A 20,178-nucleotide genomic window follows, 5' to 3' on the forward strand; every position below is an offset into this window, starting at 1 on the left:
ACATCGAGTTACAGGCCGCCACAGCCTCAATGCGAAAACAACGAATTCCCCACCTTCCCCGCCATCTTCTCCGGCTTGATTAGAAACCGTGCCAGCGCGGGCAGCAGCCACAGTGCGCCGAACATGTTCCACAGCAGCATGAAGGTCAGCATCAGGCCCATGTCGGCCTGAAACTTGATTGCCGAGAAGATCCAGGTGCACACGCCAATGGCCAGGCACAGACCAGTAAACAGCACGGCCTTGCCGGTGGACTTAAGGGTTTCGTAATAGGCTTGCTGCAGCGGCAGACCGGCGCGCAGGAAGCTTTCCAGACGGCTGTAGATGTAGATGCCGTAATCGACGCCGATGCCCACGCCCAGCGCCACCACCGGCAAGGTCGCGACCTTGACGCCGATACCCATGAAGGCCATCAGGGCGTTGCCCAGTACCGAGGTCAGCACCAGTGGCAGGACGATGCACAGCGTGGCGGCCCATGAGCGGAAGGTGATCATGCACATCGCTGCCACGCAGAGGTAGACCAGAATCAAAATGGTCAGCTCGGATTTTTTGATCACCTCGTTGGTCGCGGCCTCGATACCAGCGTTGCCGGCGGCCAGCAGGAACTGCAGGTCCGGCGTGTCGTTCTGCCTGGCGAAGTCCTGCACTGCATGCACCGCCCGGTCGAGGGTTTCGGCCTTATGGTCGTTGAGGAACACCAGCAGGGGCGCCAGCGAACAGGTGTTGTTGTACAGGCCGTCGGCGCGGGCAATGGAGTTGTTCAGCACATCCTTGTTACGCGACAGGCTCTCCCATTTCAGGTTGCCCTCGTTCATGCCCTTGATCATCTGTCTCGACACCGTCACCAGCGAAATGGCCGACTGCACGCCCTGGGTGTTTTCCATCCTTCCAGGCCAGTTCGTTGATCGCTGACATGGTTGGATAGGCCGAGCAACCTTCTGGTGGCGTCTTGACCATCACCACCAGCACGTCCGAACTGGTGGAGTAATGACTGATAATGAACGCGTTGTCCTTGTTGTAGCGTGAATCAGGACGCAGCTCCGGCGCGCCCTGGTCCAGGTCGCCGATCTTCAGGTTCTGGCTGTACCAGAGCCCGCCACCGAAGGCGAGCAGCGCCAGCACAATTGAGACCGGCGCAACCTTTGAGCTGGCAAAGTTGGACAGCAAGCGCCAGAACGGATGCTCGGACACCGCATCCTGCTTGCTGCGATTGATCGCCCGCTTGCTGATGCCCACGTAGGAAATCGCCACCGGCAGCAGGATCAGGTTGGTGAACACGATCACTGCCACACCAATGGAAGCGCCGATGGCCAGCTCGCGAATCACCCCGATGTCGATAATCAGCAGCGTGATAAAGCCGACCGCATCGGCCAGAATCGCGATCATGCCCGGCAGAAACAGCTGACGAAACGTCCGCCTTGCAGCGGTCAGGGCGTTGTCGGCCTCGCTGGATTGCAGGGCGATACCGTTGATTTTCTGCACGCCGTGAGAGATGCCGATAGCAAAAATCAGAAACGGCACCAGCATCGAGTACGGGTCAATACCGAACCCCACGACGTGCATCAGCCCAAGTTGCCAGATCACCGCAATCAAGGTGGTGATCAGCACGGCGATGGTGCTGCGAAGACAGCGGGTGAACCAGATCAACAGCACCAGCGTGATCAGAAAGGCGATGCCAAAGAACATTACCACCATGAACAGGCCGTCAATGAGGTCGCCGACTTTCTTGGCGAAGCCGACGATGTGAATCCTTATGTTCGGGTTTTGCGCCTGATACTTGTCGCGGATCTTCTCTTCAAGCTGGTGCGAGAACTGCTGATAGTCCAGCGCCAGCAACTTGCCCTGGTCTGCCGGATCCGGGTAGGACTCCTGCAACGGCACATCAATGATGCTGGATTTGAAATCGTTGGCCACCAACCGCCCGACCTGTCCGGACTTGAGTATGTTGTTGCGCAACAGATCCAGACTCTCATCCGAACCGTTGTAACTCTGCGGAATCACTTCGCCTCCGGCAAAGCCCTCCTCCGTCACTTCGGTCCAGCGTACGCTCGGGCTCCACAGCGATTTCAGGCCAGAACGGTCAACGCCAGGAATGTAGAACACCTCGTCGCTGATCTGACGCAGCGTCTCCATGTACGGTTTGGAAAAGATGTCACCCTCCTTGGCCTCTACCGAGATACGAACGGTGTTACCCAGATTCGCCAGATCGTTGCGGTGTTCCATCATGTTCTGGATGAACGGATGGGACAGCGGAATCATCTTCTCGAAACTGGTGGAAGGCCGCACCTGCGTGGCCTGCCAGAACAGAAAGAGGCCGGCCAGCAGGCAGAGGATGATGACTGCCGGGCGATGGTTGAAAATCAGGCGTTCGAGGAAGGTTGCCTTTTCATCCGGATCTTGCGCGTGCTGGTGCGTGTTCATGCCTGAATATCCCCGCCCTGAAAGGTCTTATTGTTGGGTGGTATCGGCGCCCGTCGGCGAGGTGAGGCGAACGCCGCCCTGCCCGACCAAAATCAGATTGCCTTGAGAATTGCCAGTGACCCCGGCCAGCGAGATGCGATCAGGTCGATTGAAGACCGCGAATGTTTCACCGTCGTCGGTGCTGCGCATGACACTGCCGCCATTGCCGACCAGCACCAGCGAGCCATCGGCCAGCAGCGTGGCACTTGCCAGCCCGAACTCGATCGGCCCGCGCGCACCCTTCAGTTCGACGGGCTGCCAGCTGTCACCAAAATCGCTGGAGCGAAACAGATTGCCGCGCAGACCATAGGCCAGCAGCGTGGACGGCTGAGCCGTGCCGATCACACCGAATAACGAGCCTTGATACGGGCCGTCGATTTTCTCCCAGGTCTGCCCCTCGTCGCGGGAGCGAAACATGCTGCCCGCTTCGCCGACGATGAACAGGCCGGCGTCCTTGACCTGAGTGATGCCGTTCAAGTGGTACTGGTCTTCGTTGTCCAGCCGGTCGCTGACATCTTCCCAGTGCTGCCCGCCATCGGCCGTGCTCAGCAGCAGGCCGTAGGCACCGATGGCCAAACCGTTGTCGAGATCCTTGAACCAGACATCCAGCAGCGGAGCCTCGCGCTTCAAGTCCTCGAACTGCTTGCTCCAGCTCTTGCCGCCATCGCTGCTGGCCAGTACCTGCGCGTCGTGACCGACCGCCCAACCGTGCTGTTCATCCACAAAAAACACGGCCGTCAACAACTGCCGGGTAGGCACGCGGGCCTGACTCCAGGTCTTGCCCTGATCATCGGAAAGCAGAATATGCCCATGGTCACCCACCACGACCAGCCGCGCACCCGCATGGGCAACGTCCAGCAACAACGTGCGAGAGGCTTTGGCCGACTCGATGGCATAAACAGGAGCGTCTGCAGCAACGGCAGTGGATACCGGCTCGGACCCGGCCGTGGCTGGCAGCGCAAACAGGGATGACGCAACGACAGCCAGGGACATGCCCGCGCATAACCGGGTGCGACGATGGAAAGACTCACGCATGGACTTTTCCGCTCTTATTATTATCAGGTGGCTGTTATCGGGTGCGGGTGCCGGACAACTCGTATCGATGTCGACGCCCGCAGCGCTATGGCGTTACCTGTCTGGAAGCTCAGCCATCCTAGGCAGCTTTGCAAATGCCTGACAATCGACATGTCGTTATCTTTTGTTAAGCGCGCTGAATGTGATTGATGGATCATCACGACGGTTGATCGCGCAGACTGCCCAGACGCAGGTCAGCGAATGCTCCTGCGCCGCAAGGCCGCTGGTTTGAAGGCGTTCACGCTGGGTACCGGCTGAGAGAAGTCACTGGTGCCAGGCTCTTGATTGTCGAGGTTCTGTACGTGATAACGCCGGGCCTGCAGGTCATGGAAGACGTCCAGAGCAGACCAGGTCGTCGGCAGTTCGTAATAGTTTTTCAGGTACGCCATGGAAACGCGCCACAACTGCCCCCGGGCATCGTACTGATCGACGACTGCGGCCTGCCAACTGTCCTCGTCCAGGTACAGCGTGCGTCTTGAATAGACATGCCGCGCGGTCGGTTTGAGCGTGCCCTCCACCACCCATACACGATGTAGTTCATGGCGCGTATAGGCGGGATTGAGATGCCCCACCTGCAGTAACTGTCGATAGGTAATATCAGGGCTGGAAATGCGGTAGTTGTTGTAGGGAATATAAATCTCGCGTTTGCCCAGTAACCTCCAGTCGTAACGATCCGGCGAGCCATTGAACATGTCCGTGTCGTCAGCCGTGCGCAAGCCTTCAGAGGCCGGGATCGGCATGTCGTAAGCCAGACTCGGCGCGCGGCGCACCCGACGTTGCCGCGCACTGTAGGTCCACGCCTGCCGCGGCTCCTGAATCTGGTCCAGTGTTTCATGGACCAGCACGGCAGAACCGGCCATGCGCGTCGGGCACTGGGTAAACGACAGGTAATAAAACAGCACGTTATCCAGACTGGCAAAGCTGCCCGCAGGATCATAGAAGCGAAACAGCACTTCCTGACGCGACGTGTTCAGCTTGAAACTGCCGTCGCGCTGTATCGCAACTTCCGAAGTACGTCGCACCGCATAGTGGCCGCGATACCGAGCAATGTGGTTCCACACGGCCTGAATGCCCTTTTCCGGAAGCGGAAATGGAATGCCGCCGTAGGCATCGACAAAACCATTGCCACCGCCGATCAATCGGGCTTTCTGCGCATTGCGGCGGGTGTTGTCGTACACCCATTGCGGCGCCGATCCGGAACGTCGCGTGGGGTATACCGGCATCCGGTAGCTGTCGGGGTAGGTTTCGAACATCGCCACCTGCCCAGGCGTCAGGCGCGTGCGATAGTGCTGCATATTGGCGTGAGTGATGGTGAACAGGGGCTTGTCAGCGGTATACGGGTCGACATGCCGAGTGCCCGAGCCCTTGTATCCGGGCGGGGGCCGGGTGATTCCGCCCGTCCAGGGCGGAATGGTCCCCGTGGCATTACCTGCCATCTCGCCTCCCAGCGGGGTCAAACGACTCCCGAGCAACGTGGTATCGACTGCCTGGCAGGTGTTGATCGCGAACAGCAGCGTCAGCGCGCCGCCCAGCAGTTGTTTCATGAGCATGTGGGCTCTCCTTGCATGGCCACATCGGGACGCATGTATGGCGTCCTGGCCTGTAATAGTTCTGCTATAAACAGCGTTTTGTCGGGGCGACACCGGTTATTGACGCGCGGCCAATAAACAGTTGTGTGACAGGCAGACCGAGTGACCCACGTATTCTTCCCGCGAACAGTTTGTCTATCGGGTATACGTCCGTAGGAAACTTCACAAAATAAAAAAGAATGAACAACACGCTGTTAAACATTCATGAAGCAGGCCCCCGGAATGGCCCACAGTAATGCAACGTGAATGCCAACAGGCAATAAAGAACAGATCACAACTTATATAAGGTACAGATCTGAAACGTCGTGCTCTCGCGTTATGAGCAGAATTAAAAACAACGACACCGCCTGTTTGATTGTCAGACAGCGCACTAACAAGGCCGCTCGTTATGGCGGCTTATTGGCAGGTATATGAACGTGTGGTAACAAAAAGAGTGTTACGTGCTTCAAGCCAGTAACACCGGGTGACGACAGGCAGCGCTCAGTCGATAACCACGTGTGGCAGGAAGCGGCTGGTGTCCTTGGTGATCAGGCTGTCGTCTTCACGAATACCGATCCCTGACGCAAGATCGCCGATGACCCAGGAGCCGATCAGCGTGTAGCTGTCGCCAAATCGCGGAAGCGGCGAGTACGCCTGCAGAATGTAGGGCGCATCGGTATAAGGCCCATCGACCGAGATGACCTGATCGCCGGGCGTACGCATTTCAATGTTGGCGCCCTCACGGGAAAAGTAGGGTTTGCGCACCCAGCCTTTGGGGACCGCTTTGCTCGGCTCGTGGTCGACATGCGCAGGCAGCAGGTTCGGATGACCTTCGTTGAACTGCCACAACAACGGCAAAATCCCCTTGTTGCTGAGAATCGCCTTCCACGCGGGTTCGACAAACTGAGTGCCGCTGGCTGACACGTGCTGGCCGAATTCCTCGTGAAAGATATGCTCCCACGCGTGCAGTTTGAACAAGCGCTCGATCCAGCGCCCGTCCAGGTCGACAAAACGCCCATCAGCGCCGAGCCCGATGTCTTCGATATCGATATGCCTCGCATCGATGCCGACGTGTGCTGCCATACGCCGCAGGAAATCGGTAGTGCCCCGGTCTTCGATGGAACCGGACATCGCCGAAAAGTAGAACGGACTCGTGCCGGAAAACTCGGCAAAGGCCCGAACCAGATCCTCAGCAATCGAGTTGAACTGGGTGGCATGCGCAGGCAACACGCCGCGCGCCATCTGCTCTTCCAGCCAGAGCAGTTGCACCGCCCCGGCTTCCATCAGACTGGTCGGCGTATCGGCATTGATTTCGTACATCTTTGCCGGGCCCGTACCGTCGTAGGCAAAATCGAAGCGCCCGTACAGATGCGGGTGTCCCTCCTTCCACGAGGTCTGGATCAGGTCGAAGAACGCTTCCGGAATCGCCAGTTGATGGAGCAGCGCTTCGCTGTCCACCACGCGCGCCACGGCGTCCATGCACAGCTGGTGAAGTTCCTGGGTGGGCGCTTCAAGATCGCGGGTAATCTGCTGTTCGCTGAACAGGTAATACCCGCGCTCGTCCCAGTAACGCTCGCCGTCGATAGTGTGAAAGTTGAAGCCTTCACGTTCGGCGGTCGTGCGCCAGTCCGGACGTTCCTCGATGCTGATCTTTTTCATGCCGCGAACCGTCAGCCTCCGAAACTGCTGCTGCCACTGCTGCTCTTGCCGCCCCAGCCACTGCGTGCCGAAGCCTGGCTGCCGAAGCCGCCGCGCGAGATGGTCGATGACACCGAAGACGAGCCGGACCCAGAGCTGCCCAGATTGCGCCCCAGGGTGCTCCTGCCGTAGCTGCGATCCGGGCTGGATTGCGCCTGGGTGGAACGGCCGAAGGTCTTGCCGCGATCGATCTGACTGGGCAGCGACGAGCTGTAATAACCGCCTCGATCATCGCGCGTCTGGTAGATGGGCTGCGAGTAATAGCGGTTATTGCCGAAGCCGTTGCTGAGCAGATTGCCGATCAGCAGCCCGGCCATCAGCCCGGTGGTGCCACTCATGCCTGCCGGAGCAGACTGGTTGACTTCCTGATTGGCACGGTCGAGTGCCTCTTTCGGCACTTGCCCGGAAAAGCCCAGTTCGAAGCCGCCGAGCTTGGGCATGTACTTGCCGTCAGAGGTGACCTGGCAATAATCCGGTACGAAGTCCGCGTCGCAGGACGCCTTGTCCTCATAGGTCGGCGCAATGCGGCGATGATCGGACAGCGCCTGCATGTAGGCATCCGAACAGATATTCACCGGCACCTTGGCATCGACGCATTCCTGCACCGAACTGAAGTTGGCCTTGGCGTTGACGGTGTCCTTTTTCTCGGACGGGCCACACCCGGCAAGGGCCAGGGGCAGTGCACCGGCGAGTACCAATTTTACTGAACTACGTCTCATCGTGAGTCTCCTTGTTCAAGGCTGCCGTCAGACCGACGGGGTCATGCAGGCGGCATTGAGAAGACCGACGCTGATCGCGACGCTGGCCGAATAGATGGCTGCTGCCATTTCGCCCTTGGCGATGCGTGTCGACAGGCCCTTGAGCACCAGACTGGTAACGCCGAACGCCAGCAACTGCACAATGGCGGCAATCACCACCCAGACGATCACGTCCAGAATGCTGATGCTGTAGCTGATGATGTTACTGGCCGGCAGCGCGAAACCGATCAGCGAACCACCCAACGCCAGCGCGGCGGCACTGTTGTTCTCGCGAATCAGCGCAAACTCCTTGTGTGGGGTGATCCGGCTGTAGATGAACTGGAACAGCGCGAACAGGATGACCGCCACCAGAATGTACAGGACGAAGCCAAACACGGCCGTGGCATTGAGCGACATACGCAGCGCGTCGATCATGAGGATTTCCTTGTCAAAGAACGTTGATATCAGTGGATTGCAGCGTTATGCCGACCGCCGTGGTGAGCGTGATGCTGCCCTCCTCGTCTTCCTCTACGGAAAACAGCAGAAATTCACGGCGGTTGATCAGTCCCGTTTCGCGGGCGTACAGCATGCTCAGGTGCTTGACACGATAAGTCGCGTCGGGACTGACAATGTCTTCATCGAGCGGCGTCAGCTCGGTCTGGCCAGGGGAAGTCCCCCATTGCCGCTCGAAGACCTCGCCATCGTGCTCGTAGGTCGGCAGGCCGATCTTCGATGATGGCCCGGTCAGGCGCAGCAATTCATCCTTGCTGGTGATCGGCTCGGCGCTGTAGTAGCCGAACAGGATGATGTCCTGCACGTCCTCCGGATTGGGGCCGTCGCTGACCACTTGCAGAAAATAGTCCTCGTTATCGAGGTAAAAACGATGCAGTGCCATGGACTGGCCGAGATCGATATGCCCTACGGACCAGACCTTTTCATCGCCCGGGACGACCACTTCCGAGTGACCGTCGAGCAACAGCTTCAGTGAACTGTCCAGGCACAGCATGCGTCCGGACGCCAGCCCCAGCGGACTGACCGTGCTGACCGGTTGTACGCCGTCCCGGCCTGATGCCTTGGGGGCTTCCAGGCCCATGGCCCGTTTGAACCAACTCATAATCCATTTCCTTGCAGTGACGGGTGACGATATATAACGCTCTTCAAGCGCAACAGGCGCACTGCCGCCGCGCATTAGACTGGCTCACTTCTGCGCCAGCAATGCCCTGGAATGCATCAGCCAGGCCACACAAACGCCCGCAACTGCACCGGCGATATGTGATTCGAACGACACGCCGGCCACCGGAACGAAGCCGAATACCAACCCGCTGTAAGCGGCCAGCACCAGCAGCGCGATCAGTACGCTGGCGATACTGCGCTGATACCACGCACGCGCCAGCAGATAAGCCCACAAACCAAAAATCAGACCGCTTGCGCCGACATGGATATTGCTGCGACCGAAGCTCCAGACCAGCAGCCCGCCCAGCAGGCAGATCAGCCCGGCGACCCATGCATAACGCCTGACACCCTCGGTCGCCACCAGCCAGCTCAGCACAATGAACGGCAACAGATTGCTGAGCAAGTGCTGAATCGACCCGTGCAGAAAGGGCGCAAACACAATGCCGCGCAACCCGATGAGGCTGCGCGGCATGATACCGAAATGGACCAGACTGTTGTCGGTGACCGAGCTGATTGCCTGTACCGCAATCAACACGGCCGAGAGGACGAGGATGACCTTGAGTCGTCGGGAAAACGCCATGCACTACCCTCGTCCACCTTGTTGCAGCGCTTACTGAGCCGGCGTGTGACTTTTGGCTTTCAGGCGCGCCAGTACATCCTGCGCACCGCCGCTTTTGGCGCCGATCCCGGCATCCTGCAGACGACGTTCCAGATCGCTGCCGCTGGACTGGCTGGCCAGTTCTTCAGCCGCTTCGAGCTTGGCATCCTGTTCGTCCTGACGCTGCTTGAGACGTGCCAGCGAACCCACTGCGGTTTCCACGGCGCCGCTGGCACCGCCGGTTGCGGTGGCCGTTGCAACGCGAGCCTTTTGCACGGTTTCACGGGCCTTGGCCATCTCGACCTGCTGCTTGAGGCTCTTGATTCGCGACTCGGCCTTGATCACCTGATCCTGCAGCAGGTTGACCTGCTTGCTGAACTGATCGGCCAGCGCCTGCTCCTGATCACGCAGGGCTTCGATTTCGGCAATCTTGTTTGCACATTCGACAGCCAGCGCTTCTTCACCCTTATCGAGGGCCTGCAGGGCGCGACCTTCCCAGTTGGCGATGCTGGTGGCGTGTTCTTCAAGACGCTGCGCCGAGAGTTTGTGCTTGGCCTTGATGGTGATCAGCCCGTCGCGGGCCTTGACCAGCGCGTTCTCGGCGTCACGGATTTCCTGGTCCAGAATGCGGATGGCATTGGCGTCGGCAATCGACTCGCCCACTTCGGAAGCGCCGCCACGGACAGCGGTCACCAGTTTTTTCCAGATACTTGTAGTCATGAATGTTCTCCGCCTGACAGCGCTGTTCAGTAGATGAAATGATCTTCAAAAGCATCGGCCGCACGGATCACGTTGTCCGCGAGTGTGAGGATTTCCTGCACGATTACAGTGAGCGAAGAGGCCGCGCTCAGTGCGCCGAACAGGCAGTAGACTTCCTGACCGCCGCCCAGCTTTTCGATGCCGACCGACGACAGCGGAAACAGGTCGCGGCTGCGCAGGACAACGTCGTTGAACGCTTGCACGTTCTTGATCTTGTTCACTTCGATCAAGGTCGCATCGGCGAGAATCTGCTCGCCTTCCACGGCGATGTAGATCGGCAGGTCGCCGTAGTCGGCCATGGTCAGCCTGATTCCCGAGGCATCGCCCTCGGTCACATCGAGCTCGATCTTGCCGTTCGTCACCAGTTCCAGTTCGCTGAGTGCCTTCTGCAGAGAGCTGATGGTCCAGTGGGTATTCTCGGTCATGAAGTCCTCCAGTTTTATTCTGTCGCCCAGAAAGGGCTGTCTTAAAGCTTTTTCGATCCCCCGCAAGGCATCGACATTTTCCGGCCGGATCCAGAATTCGCGCTTCACCAGCCCCGCCTCCTTGAGCCGCAGGCGCATTTCACGCATGTAATCGGTGGAGCTCTTGGACACCTTGGCCGGGACCGTTGCGTTATCGCCCTGGGATTTACGAGGCATTGGCGCTTCCCCTTGCTGCTGGCCGTGAATCAGGTAAGCAACGTATCAGATGTTTCTGAAGATAGATACGCATCACATGTGAGATTTTCAGGAGTCCATTCTTATCGTCGTTACACTACACGAGATGAATTCTGAAAACCGGATGGCTGAAACCCTGGTAACTGGATAAACGCCAGTCTCTGCAGGAGCGGGCTTGCTCGCGAAGGTGCCGGTACAATCCACGGAAAGAGACGTTGCAACCATCGCCTTCGCGAGCAAGCTCGCTCCCACGAGATGAGCGCATTGCGATGAGCGCTTTGAGCATTAGCATACAAATCAAAAAAGGCGCTGTCCGCATCAGCAGACAGCGCCTTTATCACCCACGCAGTTCAGGCAATAGGCACAGTACAAACCCTTATTCAGCCAGGCTTTTGCTCACCACTTCATACACGTCCGCCGACAGTTTGCCGGAGGCGAGGATGCGCTCCAGCTCGGCCTTCATCAGCGCCTGACGGGCGCTGTCGTATTTGCGCCAGCGGGTCAGTGGTGCCAATTGACGAGAAGCGATCTGCGGGTTCAGCGCGTTCAGTTCGATCACCAGGTCCGCCAGGAAGCGGTAGCCGGAGCCATCAGCCGCGTGGAAGTTGACCAGGTTCTGCCCGGCGAAGGCACCGATCAGGGCACGCACCTTGTTCGGGTTCTTGATGCTGAAGGCCGGGTGTTTCATCAATTCCTGCACACGCTGCAGGCCGCCTGGCAGCGTGCTCGCCGCCTGGACGCTGAACCACTGATCCATGACCAGAGCATTGCTCTTGAAGTTCTCGGCAAACACGGCGAGCGCCTTGTCGCGCTCGGCAGTGAACGGTGAATTGACCAGCACGGCCAGCGCAGTCAGGCGCTCGGTCATGTTGTCGCTGGTATCGAACTGATCAATGGTGGCTGCCAGCACCTCCGGCTTGCCGCTGAGCATCAGGTACGACAGCGCGATGTTCTGCAGGGCACGACGGGCGAAGTGAGCGGCTTCGGCCACATAAGGCGTGACCTTCGACACTTCACGGTTGGCCTGATAGCGCGCCAGCAGCCCATCGAACAGCCCCTCTGCCAGTTGCTGACGGGCAAACTCGCGAGCAGCGTGAATGGCATCAACGTCGGCCACTTCACTGATTTCGGTCAGATAAGCTTCGCCCGGCAACGAGAGCATTTCCGCGACCATCGCCTGATCCAGGTCATCATCCGCCAGCACGGTACCCAGTGCAGTGATCAGACGCTGATCCATGACCAGTTTTTGGCCTTGCTGATGCTGGCCGATCAGTTCCTGCAATACCTGAACCGACAACTGCTGACCGGCATCCCAGCGATTGAAACCATCGCTGTCGTGCTGCATCAGGAACATCAGTTGGTCGCGGTCATACGGGAAGCTCAGCTTGACCGGCGCTGAGAAGCCGCGCAGCAGCGAAGGCAGCGGCTTTTCCGCGACATCGACGAAGGTGAAGGTCTGCTCGGCTTCAGTAACCGACAACACTCGTGAGGTGCCGGTCGCCGCCGTTTCGTTCGCCAGACGCAGGGCAATATCGCCACCCTTGCTGTCCAGCAGCCCCAGTTCAACCGGGATCACGAAAGGTTGCTTCTGATCGCCAGGCTGGCCTGGTGTGGTCGGGCAACTCTGGCGGAAGGTCAGGCTGTAGGTTTTGGCCGCAGCATCGTACGACTCGCTGACCGCCAGACGCGGCGTGCCCGCCTGGCTGTACCAGCGCTTGAACTGGGTCAGGTCGACGCCATTGGCGTCTTCCATGGCCTTGATGAAGTCGTCGCAGGTCACGGCCTGGCCATCGTGGCGTTCGAAATACAGATCGCTGCCCTTGCGGAAGCCTTCAGCACCCAGCAGGGTGTGAAGCATGCCGACCACTTCCGAACCCTTCTCGTACACGGTCAGGGTGTAGAAGTTGGAGATTTCGATGAAGCTGTCCGGACGCACGGCGTGCGCCATCGGGCCTGCGTCCTCGGCGAACTGGTGGGTACGCAGGTAGGCAACGTCCTGGATACGCTTGACCGTGGCCGAGTTCATGTCGGCCGAGAAACCGGCGTCGCGGTACACCGTAAAGCCTTCCTTGAGCGACAGCTGGAACCAGTCACGGCAGGTCACGCGATTGCCCGACCAGTTGTGGAAGTATTCGTGGGCGACGATCGCTTCGACACGCTGGTGTGCGGCATCGGTCGCCGTCTCGGCACGCGCCAGCACGGCACTGGAGTTGAAGATGTTGAGGCCCTTGTTCTCCATCGCGCCCATGTTGAAGTCGTTGACCGCGACAATCATGAAGATGTCCAGATCGTACTCGCGACCGTAGGTCTCTTCGTCCCAACGCATGGACTTCTTCAGGCTAGTCATGGCGTGCTGGCACTTGTCGATATTTTCCGGCTCGACGTAGATACGCAGGGTCACATTCCGCTCATTCATGGTGGTGAACGTGTCTTCGATACACCACAGATCACCGGCCACCAGCGCGAACAGGTAGGCCGGTTTCATGAACGGGTCTTCCCAGGTCGCCCAGTGCCGACCACCCTCTTCTTCGCCGCTGGCCACCGGGTTGCCGTTGGACAGCAGGATCGGGAAGCCCTGCTTGTCGGCGCTGACGGTGGTGGTGAACTTGCTCATCACGTCAGGACGGTCGAGGTAATAGGTGATCTTGCGGAAGCCTTCGGCCTCGCACTGGGTGCAGAACATGCCGCTGGACTTGTACAGCCCTTCCAGCGCGGTGTTGGATTCCGGATGGATGCGCACGGTGCTGTCGACCGTAAAGCTTTCAGCCTGTGGGTGCAGGGTCAGGTGGTCGTCGGTCAGCTGATAATCCGCAGCGCTCAGCTCGACATCGCTCAGCTCGACATCGCTCAGTTTGACCGAGACCAGTTCCAGATGCTGACCATCCAGCACCAGCGGTGGCAGGCCTGCGCCACGCTCGGGGTTGCGGCGCATAACCAGTTGCGCGTGAACCAGCGAGTGGTCGTCGAACAGTTCGAAGGTCAGGTTCGTCTCATCGATGAGGTACTCGGGAGCCTGGTAATCCTTCAGGTAGATCATTTTCGGTTGTTCGGTGCGCATGCTGGAATCCTTCTACTGATGCACGGCCAGCTGATAGGCCGTGTACTTGCGAATATTGATCACGCCGGTGTCGAAAATCAGGTATTGGCCCTTGATCCCCAGCAGCGTGCCTTCGGCAATCGGGTTCTTGTCCAGATTGAAGCTGACAATCTTGGTCGGATACGCCTCGACCGGGTAACGAAACTCGACAGGCTCGGCGTCATGTAGCAATTGGATGGCCTGCAGCCCGAATCGTTCTTGCAATCCCAGCAGCCCTGCGCCGCAACTGTCGAACAGCTCCTGGCGAATGGCCTTGAGATCGACGGGTTGAGCGTCACCCTTGAGCAAGGCACGCCAGTTGGTACGATCGGCCACCTGGCTGCGCAGCAGGTCTTCGACGAAGCCGGACTGTTGGCGGGTTGCTACGCGCAGGATCGGCAGAGCCTGGCTTGCACCCTGGTCCAGCCAGCGGGTCGGCAACTGCGTTGAGCGGGTAATACCAACCTTCACGCCTGACGAATTGGCCAGGTAAACGATGTGATCGGTCATGCAGAACTGCTCGCCCCACGCCGGATCACGGCAGGTGCCCTGGTCGTGATGGCATTTTTCCGGGCTCATGATGCACAGGTCGCACTGCGCCAGCTTGAGCATGCACGGGTAGCAGTAACCCTGGCTGTAGCTGGACTTGGTCTTGCGCCCGCAATGACTGCAATGAATGGCGCCGAGAAACTCCAGACGCAGCGTCTTGCCGATCAGCGGGTTGACTGCTATCTCGGTGTCGCCCAGGCGAAAAGCGTATTGCACACACGACGTGTCATCCTGACGCGCCGACATTTTGTTGACTGCTCCGCGACCAATTTCGATCAATGAATAGCATCCGATTTGAACAGGATATTGGGCACCGGGGCCGATTTCGAGGCGCATTCCTGCGGCCCCATGTAGCCCGTGCGCTGGTCTTCCGGCAGGTTCTGCGCTTCCCAGGCGATCAGCGCCTGCAGGGACAGTTCACGCTGCTCTTGAGTGAGCTTGCGACCGTCGGACCATTTGCCGATTTCCACAGCCAGTTTCAGGCTCTCGTAGATATCCGGGGTGATGTTTTCGATCATTTCTATAAAAGACGACATGGCGCACTCCAGAAAATAGCGGGTAATTCTAGGCCTTGCGGCGTGCAATCGCACCACCCAGCAGCCCGGTGACACAACCGATGATCAGCCCGCCGACATGCGCACCGTTGGCGATCTCGCCGAAGCCGAGCATGCTCACCAGCCCAGACAGGCACAGCGCCAGCCAGACCAGCATCATGATCAACACCCCGCGCGGCAGGCGATAGACCGGGTTGGGCGCCAGCATCTGGAAAATCCAGCAATGCCCGAGCAGGCCATACAGCACGCCGGACAGTCCGCCAAACAGGCTTGGGCCGCTGAACAGGTACTGCACGTAATTTGAGACCGACGAGAACAGCAAGGTCAGCAACAGCAACGACAGGCTGCCCTGACGAATTTCAATCCGCCGCCCCAGCTCCCAGAACCACATGCCGTTCATGGCCAGGTGCAGGATGCCGAAGTGGATCAGCATGGGCGAAATGATGCGCCACCACTGCCCGGACGCGAGGCTTTCGGACAATGGCAGAAACGTTGCGTACTCGCCATTGATGCGGAAATCCTGAAAGGTCAGCCAGCGGACGGCCTCAAGGTTATCGCCTAGCAGCGTCAAGCCGGCCACCAGCAAGGTGACCAGCAACACCAGGGCCGTCACCGGACTGCTGCGTAACTGCTCGATCAGGCCGGGCGGCTTGTAGGTGGAGTTCACGGTGTCTTGCGCCAGTTGAACGTGCTCGTCGCCTTCGGGGAAGCGCGTGTACAACTCGCGCACTTCTTCGACCAGTCGCGGCGCGTCCGGCACCCACAGGACTTGCTCGCCAGCCTCTTCACTGACTCGGTGAGGAATCTGCAAGCGCAGCAACAACCTGATAAAACCGCTCAGGTCGGTGCTCAGCGGCAAGCGCAGGACAGCTACAGGACTCATTCTCAAACCTCGGGACGCTGCACATCTACCCAGACGAATTTGTCCGGATCGATTTGTGTTTCCTGGTCCAGCCGATAGGCGACCAGTTTGCCGTAGAGCACGGCGCTGTAATCCAGACAGGCCAGGTTAGGCCGGATGGGCGCAGGGATGCCGCTGCGCCAGTAATGACCGACAAACAGCAGCGGCTCATTGATGCCATACCGCAGCAACGCGTTTTTTTCCGATGTGGACAGCGGCGTCTTGGCAACCCCTTCGGGCAAGGCGTCCGGCTGAAAGACCACGTCGCCATAGGTTTGCGGATCATCCTCCCAGAATTTGGTGCGGAAGAATTCGCGGGTCAGTCCATCACCGCCAGTCAGGGTCAGGCCATGCGGCAGACGCATGTCGGTGCCACGCAGCAGACGGTTGAAGACATTACTGGCGAAGCTGCCGGGTATTGCCGATGCCTGGACGAAATGCTTGTCGATACACCCCGTACCATGCAGGCCACGCAGCGGATCGATCAGGGTCGCATCCCAGCAGGCATGCACGACCCTGAAGCGACCGGCATCGAGGTACAGCGGTAACTCGTAGAACCAATTGACGAACTCGCTCCACTCATCCGGATACTGCTCGAACTGCGCCAGGGTCTCGCCGATCAGCCGCGCATGACGCGGGGTGTGCTCGCGCACGAACTGGTGACCGCTTTCGGACAGGGCCGGCGTCACCCAGCCCAGCGCGTTGAACTCGTGGTTGCCCATGATGCACAACGCCTGACCGGCCTGAACCATGTCGCGAACAATGTGCAGCGATTCGCGAATGCGCGGGCCGCGGTCGATGATGTCGCCGAGGAAGATGACGATGCGCTCGGGATGGCGCCAAACGCCAGCCTGCAGACGGTAACCGAGAAGCTCTAGCAAGTGCTCAAGGGTATTGGCACACCCGTGCACGTCACCGATCAGATCATAGCCACGCGCCGGATCGAGCATTAATCGCCCCCGCCGCCGAGCTTGCTGCCCCAGCCGAGCTTGGTGCGGCAGACCTCGTAATAATTGTGATCCAACGGATGGATCAGACGCAGTTTCTGCGGTTTCTTGCTGACCGTAATGGTGTCACCCGGTGCACAGGTGAAGTGATTCTGACCGTCGCACGACACTTGCGGGTAAATGGTCATGTCCTTGGACACCACGATTTTCAGCTCGCTGTTGCCGTCGACCACGATGGGCCGCCCGGACAGGGTATGCGGGTACATCGGCACGATGACGATGGCGTCGAGCTTGGGGTGCATGATCGGCCCGCCCGCAGACAGCGCGTAGGCCGTCGATCCGGTCGGCGTGGCGACGATCAGGCCGTCGGCCTTCTGACTGCACACGAACTGACCGTCGATGTAGATCTCGAATTCGATCATGCGCGTGGACTTGCCAGGGTGCAGCACCACGTCGTTGAGCGCATCGCCCTGACCGATGGCCTCGCCGTGGCGACGCACTTCGGCCTGGAGCAGAAAGCGGTTTTCAACCAGGTAATGCCCGTCGAGCACTTCGGCACATTTGACCTCCAGCTCGTCGGGACGGATGTCGGTCAGAAAGCCCAGGCTGCCACGGTTGATGCCCAGCACCGGAACGTTATGCCGAGCCAGCGCCCGCGCTGCGCCCAGCAGGCTGCCGTCGCCGCCGACCACAATGACCATGTCGCAGACCTCGCCGAGCATCTTGCGCGATGAGGTCTGCAGGCCATGACCGGGCAGGACCTCGGCGATTGTCTCTTCGAGAATGACGTGCAGGTGGCGGTCCAGCAGGAATCTCTTGAGTCGGCGAACGGTCTCGAGCACCTGAACACTGCCCAGGCGACCGATGATGCCGATATTGCGAAATTGCTCCATGAGGCTCCTGCTGCGGGTTCGATACGACTTTAAAAACGTGATTATGGGCGAAAGGGCCTGACAGCAGCAAACCGGGGTTTAAAAAGGGTTTCGCGGACCTTGCAACAGGGTATGGGCAGCACGCTAAAATCCGATGCCTGCCTACCGTGTCAGAGCGCGGGTTTTATCGCATTCCACACTGACGCCGCCCGCTCGATGGCCGCCTATCTGCGCACCTCGCCAGAATGCCCGGTCCTTGCCGCCCCGCTTGGCCTGATACAAATTGATGTCGGCAGTCTTGAGCACTTCCGAGCTGTCCACTGCCGCTGGGATGTCGGCCAGCCCGGCACTGCAGGTCAGCGGGCTGACAGCGAGTGATTTTCTGATGCAGTCCAGCAGGTTCAGCACATATTCCCGAGCTTCATCTTCACTGCACATTGGCAGGATCACGCCGAACTCCTCTCCGCCCATGCGTCCGAAGGCGAGACTGCCCACAGTCTTTTGCAGGCAGCCAGCCATCACGCGAAGTGCCTGATCACCGGCGTCGTGGCCAAATTGATCATTGATGGTTTTGAAGTCATCAATATCGAGCATCAGAAAATAACCCGCGGAGTTATTCAGCACATGTTTATCCAGTGCCTGCATCAGTGCCCGGCGATTCAATATGGCGGTCAGGTCATCGGTCAGCGACAGTTCGCGAAACTGATGTTCCAGACTCAATACCGTACGAAGTGTGCGCGTGTAAGTGTGATTCATCACACTGCCCAGACTGACCGACGTGATAAAGAACAGTGTCATGAACAGAGTCGCGACACTGTCCGTGTCCAATCCTTGAGCGGGAGAGAGAATACACCAGGCGAGTACCGCGACCAGAAGATAATCCCGTGTATACACCACTAACAATGTCGAACACAGGATAATCATCACGGCGACCGAGAGTGACCAGTTGATGTCCATCCCGGTGCGCAAATGGCCCGCCCTTGAAAAGCACAGTGCCACAATGATCACGAATGTCATGCTCATACATCGCCAGACTCTGAAGTCGACCGCGCGGTATTGCAAGGCGCACGCCCCCAGCAGGCCAAGGGTCAGCAGCATTTCCGGCAGACCGAATTGCAGATACGGCGTGACCGACAGAACAACCAGCCAACAAACGATGGCAATACATTGCACACGGGCAATGGCGGGTGAGAGCAGTTGTTTTATCCGGGCCTGCATATCACCGTTCATAGAAAACTCCAGGCATCCGATTTGCCGAGTCGAATATCCGCCGCATGAAGACTGCCTATATTAGGCAGCCCACGAGTCGACCGACTGATTGAATGACGTTCACCACCAGGTGACCACAATTGAGACAGACCGGCCAATGAACATCATTGAGCAGTGCCTGAATTGTTTGACGCAAACAATATACTGGATATGAATGACAGTTTGCACAAAGAGAAGGCCACTGATAGTTTTCGATAACCTTTCTTTATTCGATGATCATCCTGTCGCACGTCGTACGTCATGTGTTGTCTGCGAAGCAAAAAATACCCGTGCGCACCGGCCGCTTGCCGAACACGCTGTCTGTCGGCGGCGACTCACGCTATTCTCGGCGCATGACTCTATTCCCCGGCCTGATCGATCTCCCCCGCCGATTGCGGCATTCCGAAGTGCGCGACCTTGCCTGGGTGATCCTCGCCCCGCCCATGCTTGAAACCGCACCCTGGCCGCAACGCCATCCACTGGCGGGCAGCGACTGGGTGAAAGCCCCACAGCAGCTGGCGGATTTTCTCTGGCAACTGGACCACGACAGCCGTCCGCTGGAAGACTGGCTGGCGCAAGCCAGCACACGAAGACTGGGCCGCTATTACGAACGGCTCTGGCAATTCGCCGTGCAGCATGCACCGGGGGTGGAAATAATCGCCGCCAACCTGCCCATCAGGCTTGGCAATCAGACGCTGGGCGAGTTAGACATGCTGTTGCGGGATGGTGAAGGCGTGCACCACGTCGAACTGGCGATCAAGCTCTACCTCGGGCCGCAGGACGGCGATGGCCGCGATCCGGCGCACTGGCTGGGGCCTGGCTGTCAGGACCGGCTGGACCGCAAGCTGACCCATCTGAGCCAGCATCAGTTGCCAATGTCCGCACGTCCGGAAAGCCGGGCGACGCTGGCAGCGCTGGGGGTCGAAGCGTTCAATGCACGGTTGTGGCTGGGCGGCTACCTATTGTACCCGTGGCCAGGCTCATGCCAATCCCCTGCCGGCATTCACCCGCAGCACCTCAAGGGTCGCTGGCTGCACCAGCGTGACTGGCAGTCGTTCCTGGCGCAAAGCCAGCCGGGGCGCTGGCAGCCCTTGCCGCGCCATGCCTGGCTGGCGCCGGCACTCTACAACCAGGCGTGGAGCGATCAGCAGTTGCACGACTGGCTGAGTGAGCTCGACCCGCTGGCCCCGGCGCAGCTATTGGTGCGCCTCAGGGAGAATGCCGAGGGCAATTGGGAGGAAGCCGAGCGGCTGTTTCTGGTGTCGGACCTGTGGCCGAATCTGGCCCAGGTTGTGTAAAAACGTCACG

General features: G+C 59.1%; 17 protein-coding genes and 1 pseudogene. 1 reads left to right on the top strand and 17 read right to left on the bottom strand.

Annotation, left to right across the window (positions count from 1 at the left end; translation table 11 throughout):
• Positions 1 to 26: 26 nt before the first annotated feature.
• From PCPL58_RS20400 to PCPL58_RS20480, 17 genes and pseudogenes are all read right to left on the bottom strand, one after another.
• A pseudogene (locus tag PCPL58_RS20400) lies at positions 27 to 2,418 on the bottom strand (efflux RND transporter permease subunit).
• Positions 2,419 to 2,445: 27 nt separating this feature from the next.
• Positions 2,446 to 3,492, bottom strand: coding sequence for a YCF48-related protein (locus PCPL58_RS20405; protein ID WP_083188444.1), 1,047 nt, complete (start codon positions 3,490 to 3,492; stop codon positions 2,446 to 2,448).
• A gap of 233 nt (positions 3,493 to 3,725) precedes the next feature.
• A complete protein-coding gene (locus PCPL58_RS20410; protein ID WP_004414139.1) occupies positions 3,726 to 5,081 on the bottom strand; it encodes a DUF1329 domain-containing protein in 1,356 nt (451 codons plus the stop codon).
• 519 nt (positions 5,082 to 5,600) lie between these two features.
• Positions 5,601 to 6,758, bottom strand: coding sequence for a glutathionylspermidine synthase family protein (locus tag PCPL58_RS20415; RefSeq protein ID WP_065350293.1), 1,158 nt, complete (start codon positions 6,756 to 6,758; stop codon positions 5,601 to 5,603).
• Positions 6,759 to 6,769: 11 nt separating this feature from the next.
• Positions 6,770 to 7,516, bottom strand: coding sequence for a DUF1190 domain-containing protein (locus PCPL58_RS20420; protein WP_065350294.1), 747 nt, complete (start codon positions 7,514 to 7,516; stop codon positions 6,770 to 6,772).
• 27 nt (positions 7,517 to 7,543) lie between these two features.
• Positions 7,544 to 7,969, bottom strand: coding sequence for a DUF350 domain-containing protein (locus tag PCPL58_RS20425; protein ID WP_003368477.1), 426 nt, complete (start codon positions 7,967 to 7,969; stop codon positions 7,544 to 7,546).
• A 13-nt stretch (positions 7,970 to 7,982) separates the two neighbouring features.
• Positions 7,983 to 8,648: a DUF2491 family protein gene (locus PCPL58_RS20430; protein ID WP_003368476.1), complete on the bottom strand. Its 666-nt coding sequence runs from the start codon at positions 8,646 to 8,648 to the stop codon at positions 7,983 to 7,985.
• Between the two features lie 84 nt (positions 8,649 to 8,732).
• Positions 8,733 to 9,287: a rhomboid family intramembrane serine protease gene (locus tag PCPL58_RS20435; RefSeq protein ID WP_065350295.1), complete on the bottom strand. Its 555-nt coding sequence runs from the start codon at positions 9,285 to 9,287 to the stop codon at positions 8,733 to 8,735.
• A gap of 30 nt (positions 9,288 to 9,317) precedes the next feature.
• The gene (locus tag PCPL58_RS20440) at positions 9,318 to 10,025 is read right to left on the bottom strand and encodes a PspA/IM30 family protein (protein ID WP_065350296.1); all 708 of its coding nucleotides are present in this window, start codon (positions 10,023 to 10,025) and stop codon (positions 9,318 to 9,320) included.
• Between the two features lie 26 nt (positions 10,026 to 10,051).
• Positions 10,052 to 10,705 (bottom strand): YjfI family protein, encoded by a 654-nt coding sequence (locus PCPL58_RS20445; RefSeq protein WP_065350297.1) that lies wholly within the window; start codon positions 10,703 to 10,705, stop codon positions 10,052 to 10,054.
• Positions 10,706 to 11,099: 394 nt separating this feature from the next.
• Positions 11,100 to 13,781, bottom strand: coding sequence for an aminopeptidase N (gene pepN / locus PCPL58_RS20450; protein WP_065350298.1), 2,682 nt, complete (start codon positions 13,779 to 13,781; stop codon positions 11,100 to 11,102).
• Positions 13,782 to 13,793: 12 nt separating this feature from the next.
• Positions 13,794 to 14,627, bottom strand: coding sequence for a DUF2797 domain-containing protein (locus tag PCPL58_RS20455; protein WP_004414155.1), 834 nt, complete (start codon positions 14,625 to 14,627; stop codon positions 13,794 to 13,796).
• Complete coding sequence (locus PCPL58_RS20460; protein ID WP_003368468.1) at positions 14,624 to 14,884, bottom strand: YeaC family protein; 261 nt, start codon at positions 14,882 to 14,884, stop codon at positions 14,624 to 14,626. Before PCPL58_RS20460 ends, PCPL58_RS20455 begins: the two co-directional genes overlap by 4 nt.
• A 28-nt stretch (positions 14,885 to 14,912) precedes the next feature.
• Positions 14,913 to 15,785 carry a rhomboid family intramembrane serine protease gene (locus tag PCPL58_RS20465; RefSeq protein WP_044308661.1) on the bottom strand — a complete coding sequence of 291 codons (873 nt, stop codon included), beginning with the start codon at positions 15,783 to 15,785 and terminating at the stop codon, positions 14,913 to 14,915.
• A gap of 2 nt (positions 15,786 to 15,787) precedes the next feature.
• Positions 15,788 to 16,753, bottom strand: a complete 966-nt coding sequence (locus PCPL58_RS20470) for a metallophosphoesterase (protein WP_065350299.1) — start codon at positions 16,751 to 16,753, stop codon at positions 15,788 to 15,790.
• A complete protein-coding gene (locus PCPL58_RS20475) occupies positions 16,753 to 17,643 on the bottom strand; it encodes an NAD(+) kinase (RefSeq protein ID WP_003409651.1) in 891 nt (296 codons plus the stop codon). Before PCPL58_RS20475 ends, PCPL58_RS20470 begins: the two co-directional genes overlap by 1 nt.
• A gap of 141 nt (positions 17,644 to 17,784) precedes the next feature.
• Positions 17,785 to 18,852: a GGDEF domain-containing protein gene (locus tag PCPL58_RS20480; protein WP_065350300.1), complete on the bottom strand. Its 1,068-nt coding sequence runs from the start codon at positions 18,850 to 18,852 to the stop codon at positions 17,785 to 17,787.
• A gap of 371 nt (positions 18,853 to 19,223) precedes the next feature.
• Between PCPL58_RS20480 and PCPL58_RS20485 the strand changes: the two genes are divergently transcribed.
• Entirely contained in the window at positions 19,224 to 20,168 is a 945-nt protein-coding gene (locus tag PCPL58_RS20485) for a DUF1853 family protein (protein ID WP_058415958.1), read from the top strand.
• The last annotated feature ends 10 nt before the right edge of the window (positions 20,169 to 20,178 follow it).

Source organism: Pseudomonas cerasi (assembly GCF_900074915.1).
Classification (GTDB): domain Bacteria; phylum Pseudomonadota; class Gammaproteobacteria; order Pseudomonadales; family Pseudomonadaceae; genus Aquipseudomonas; species Aquipseudomonas cerasi.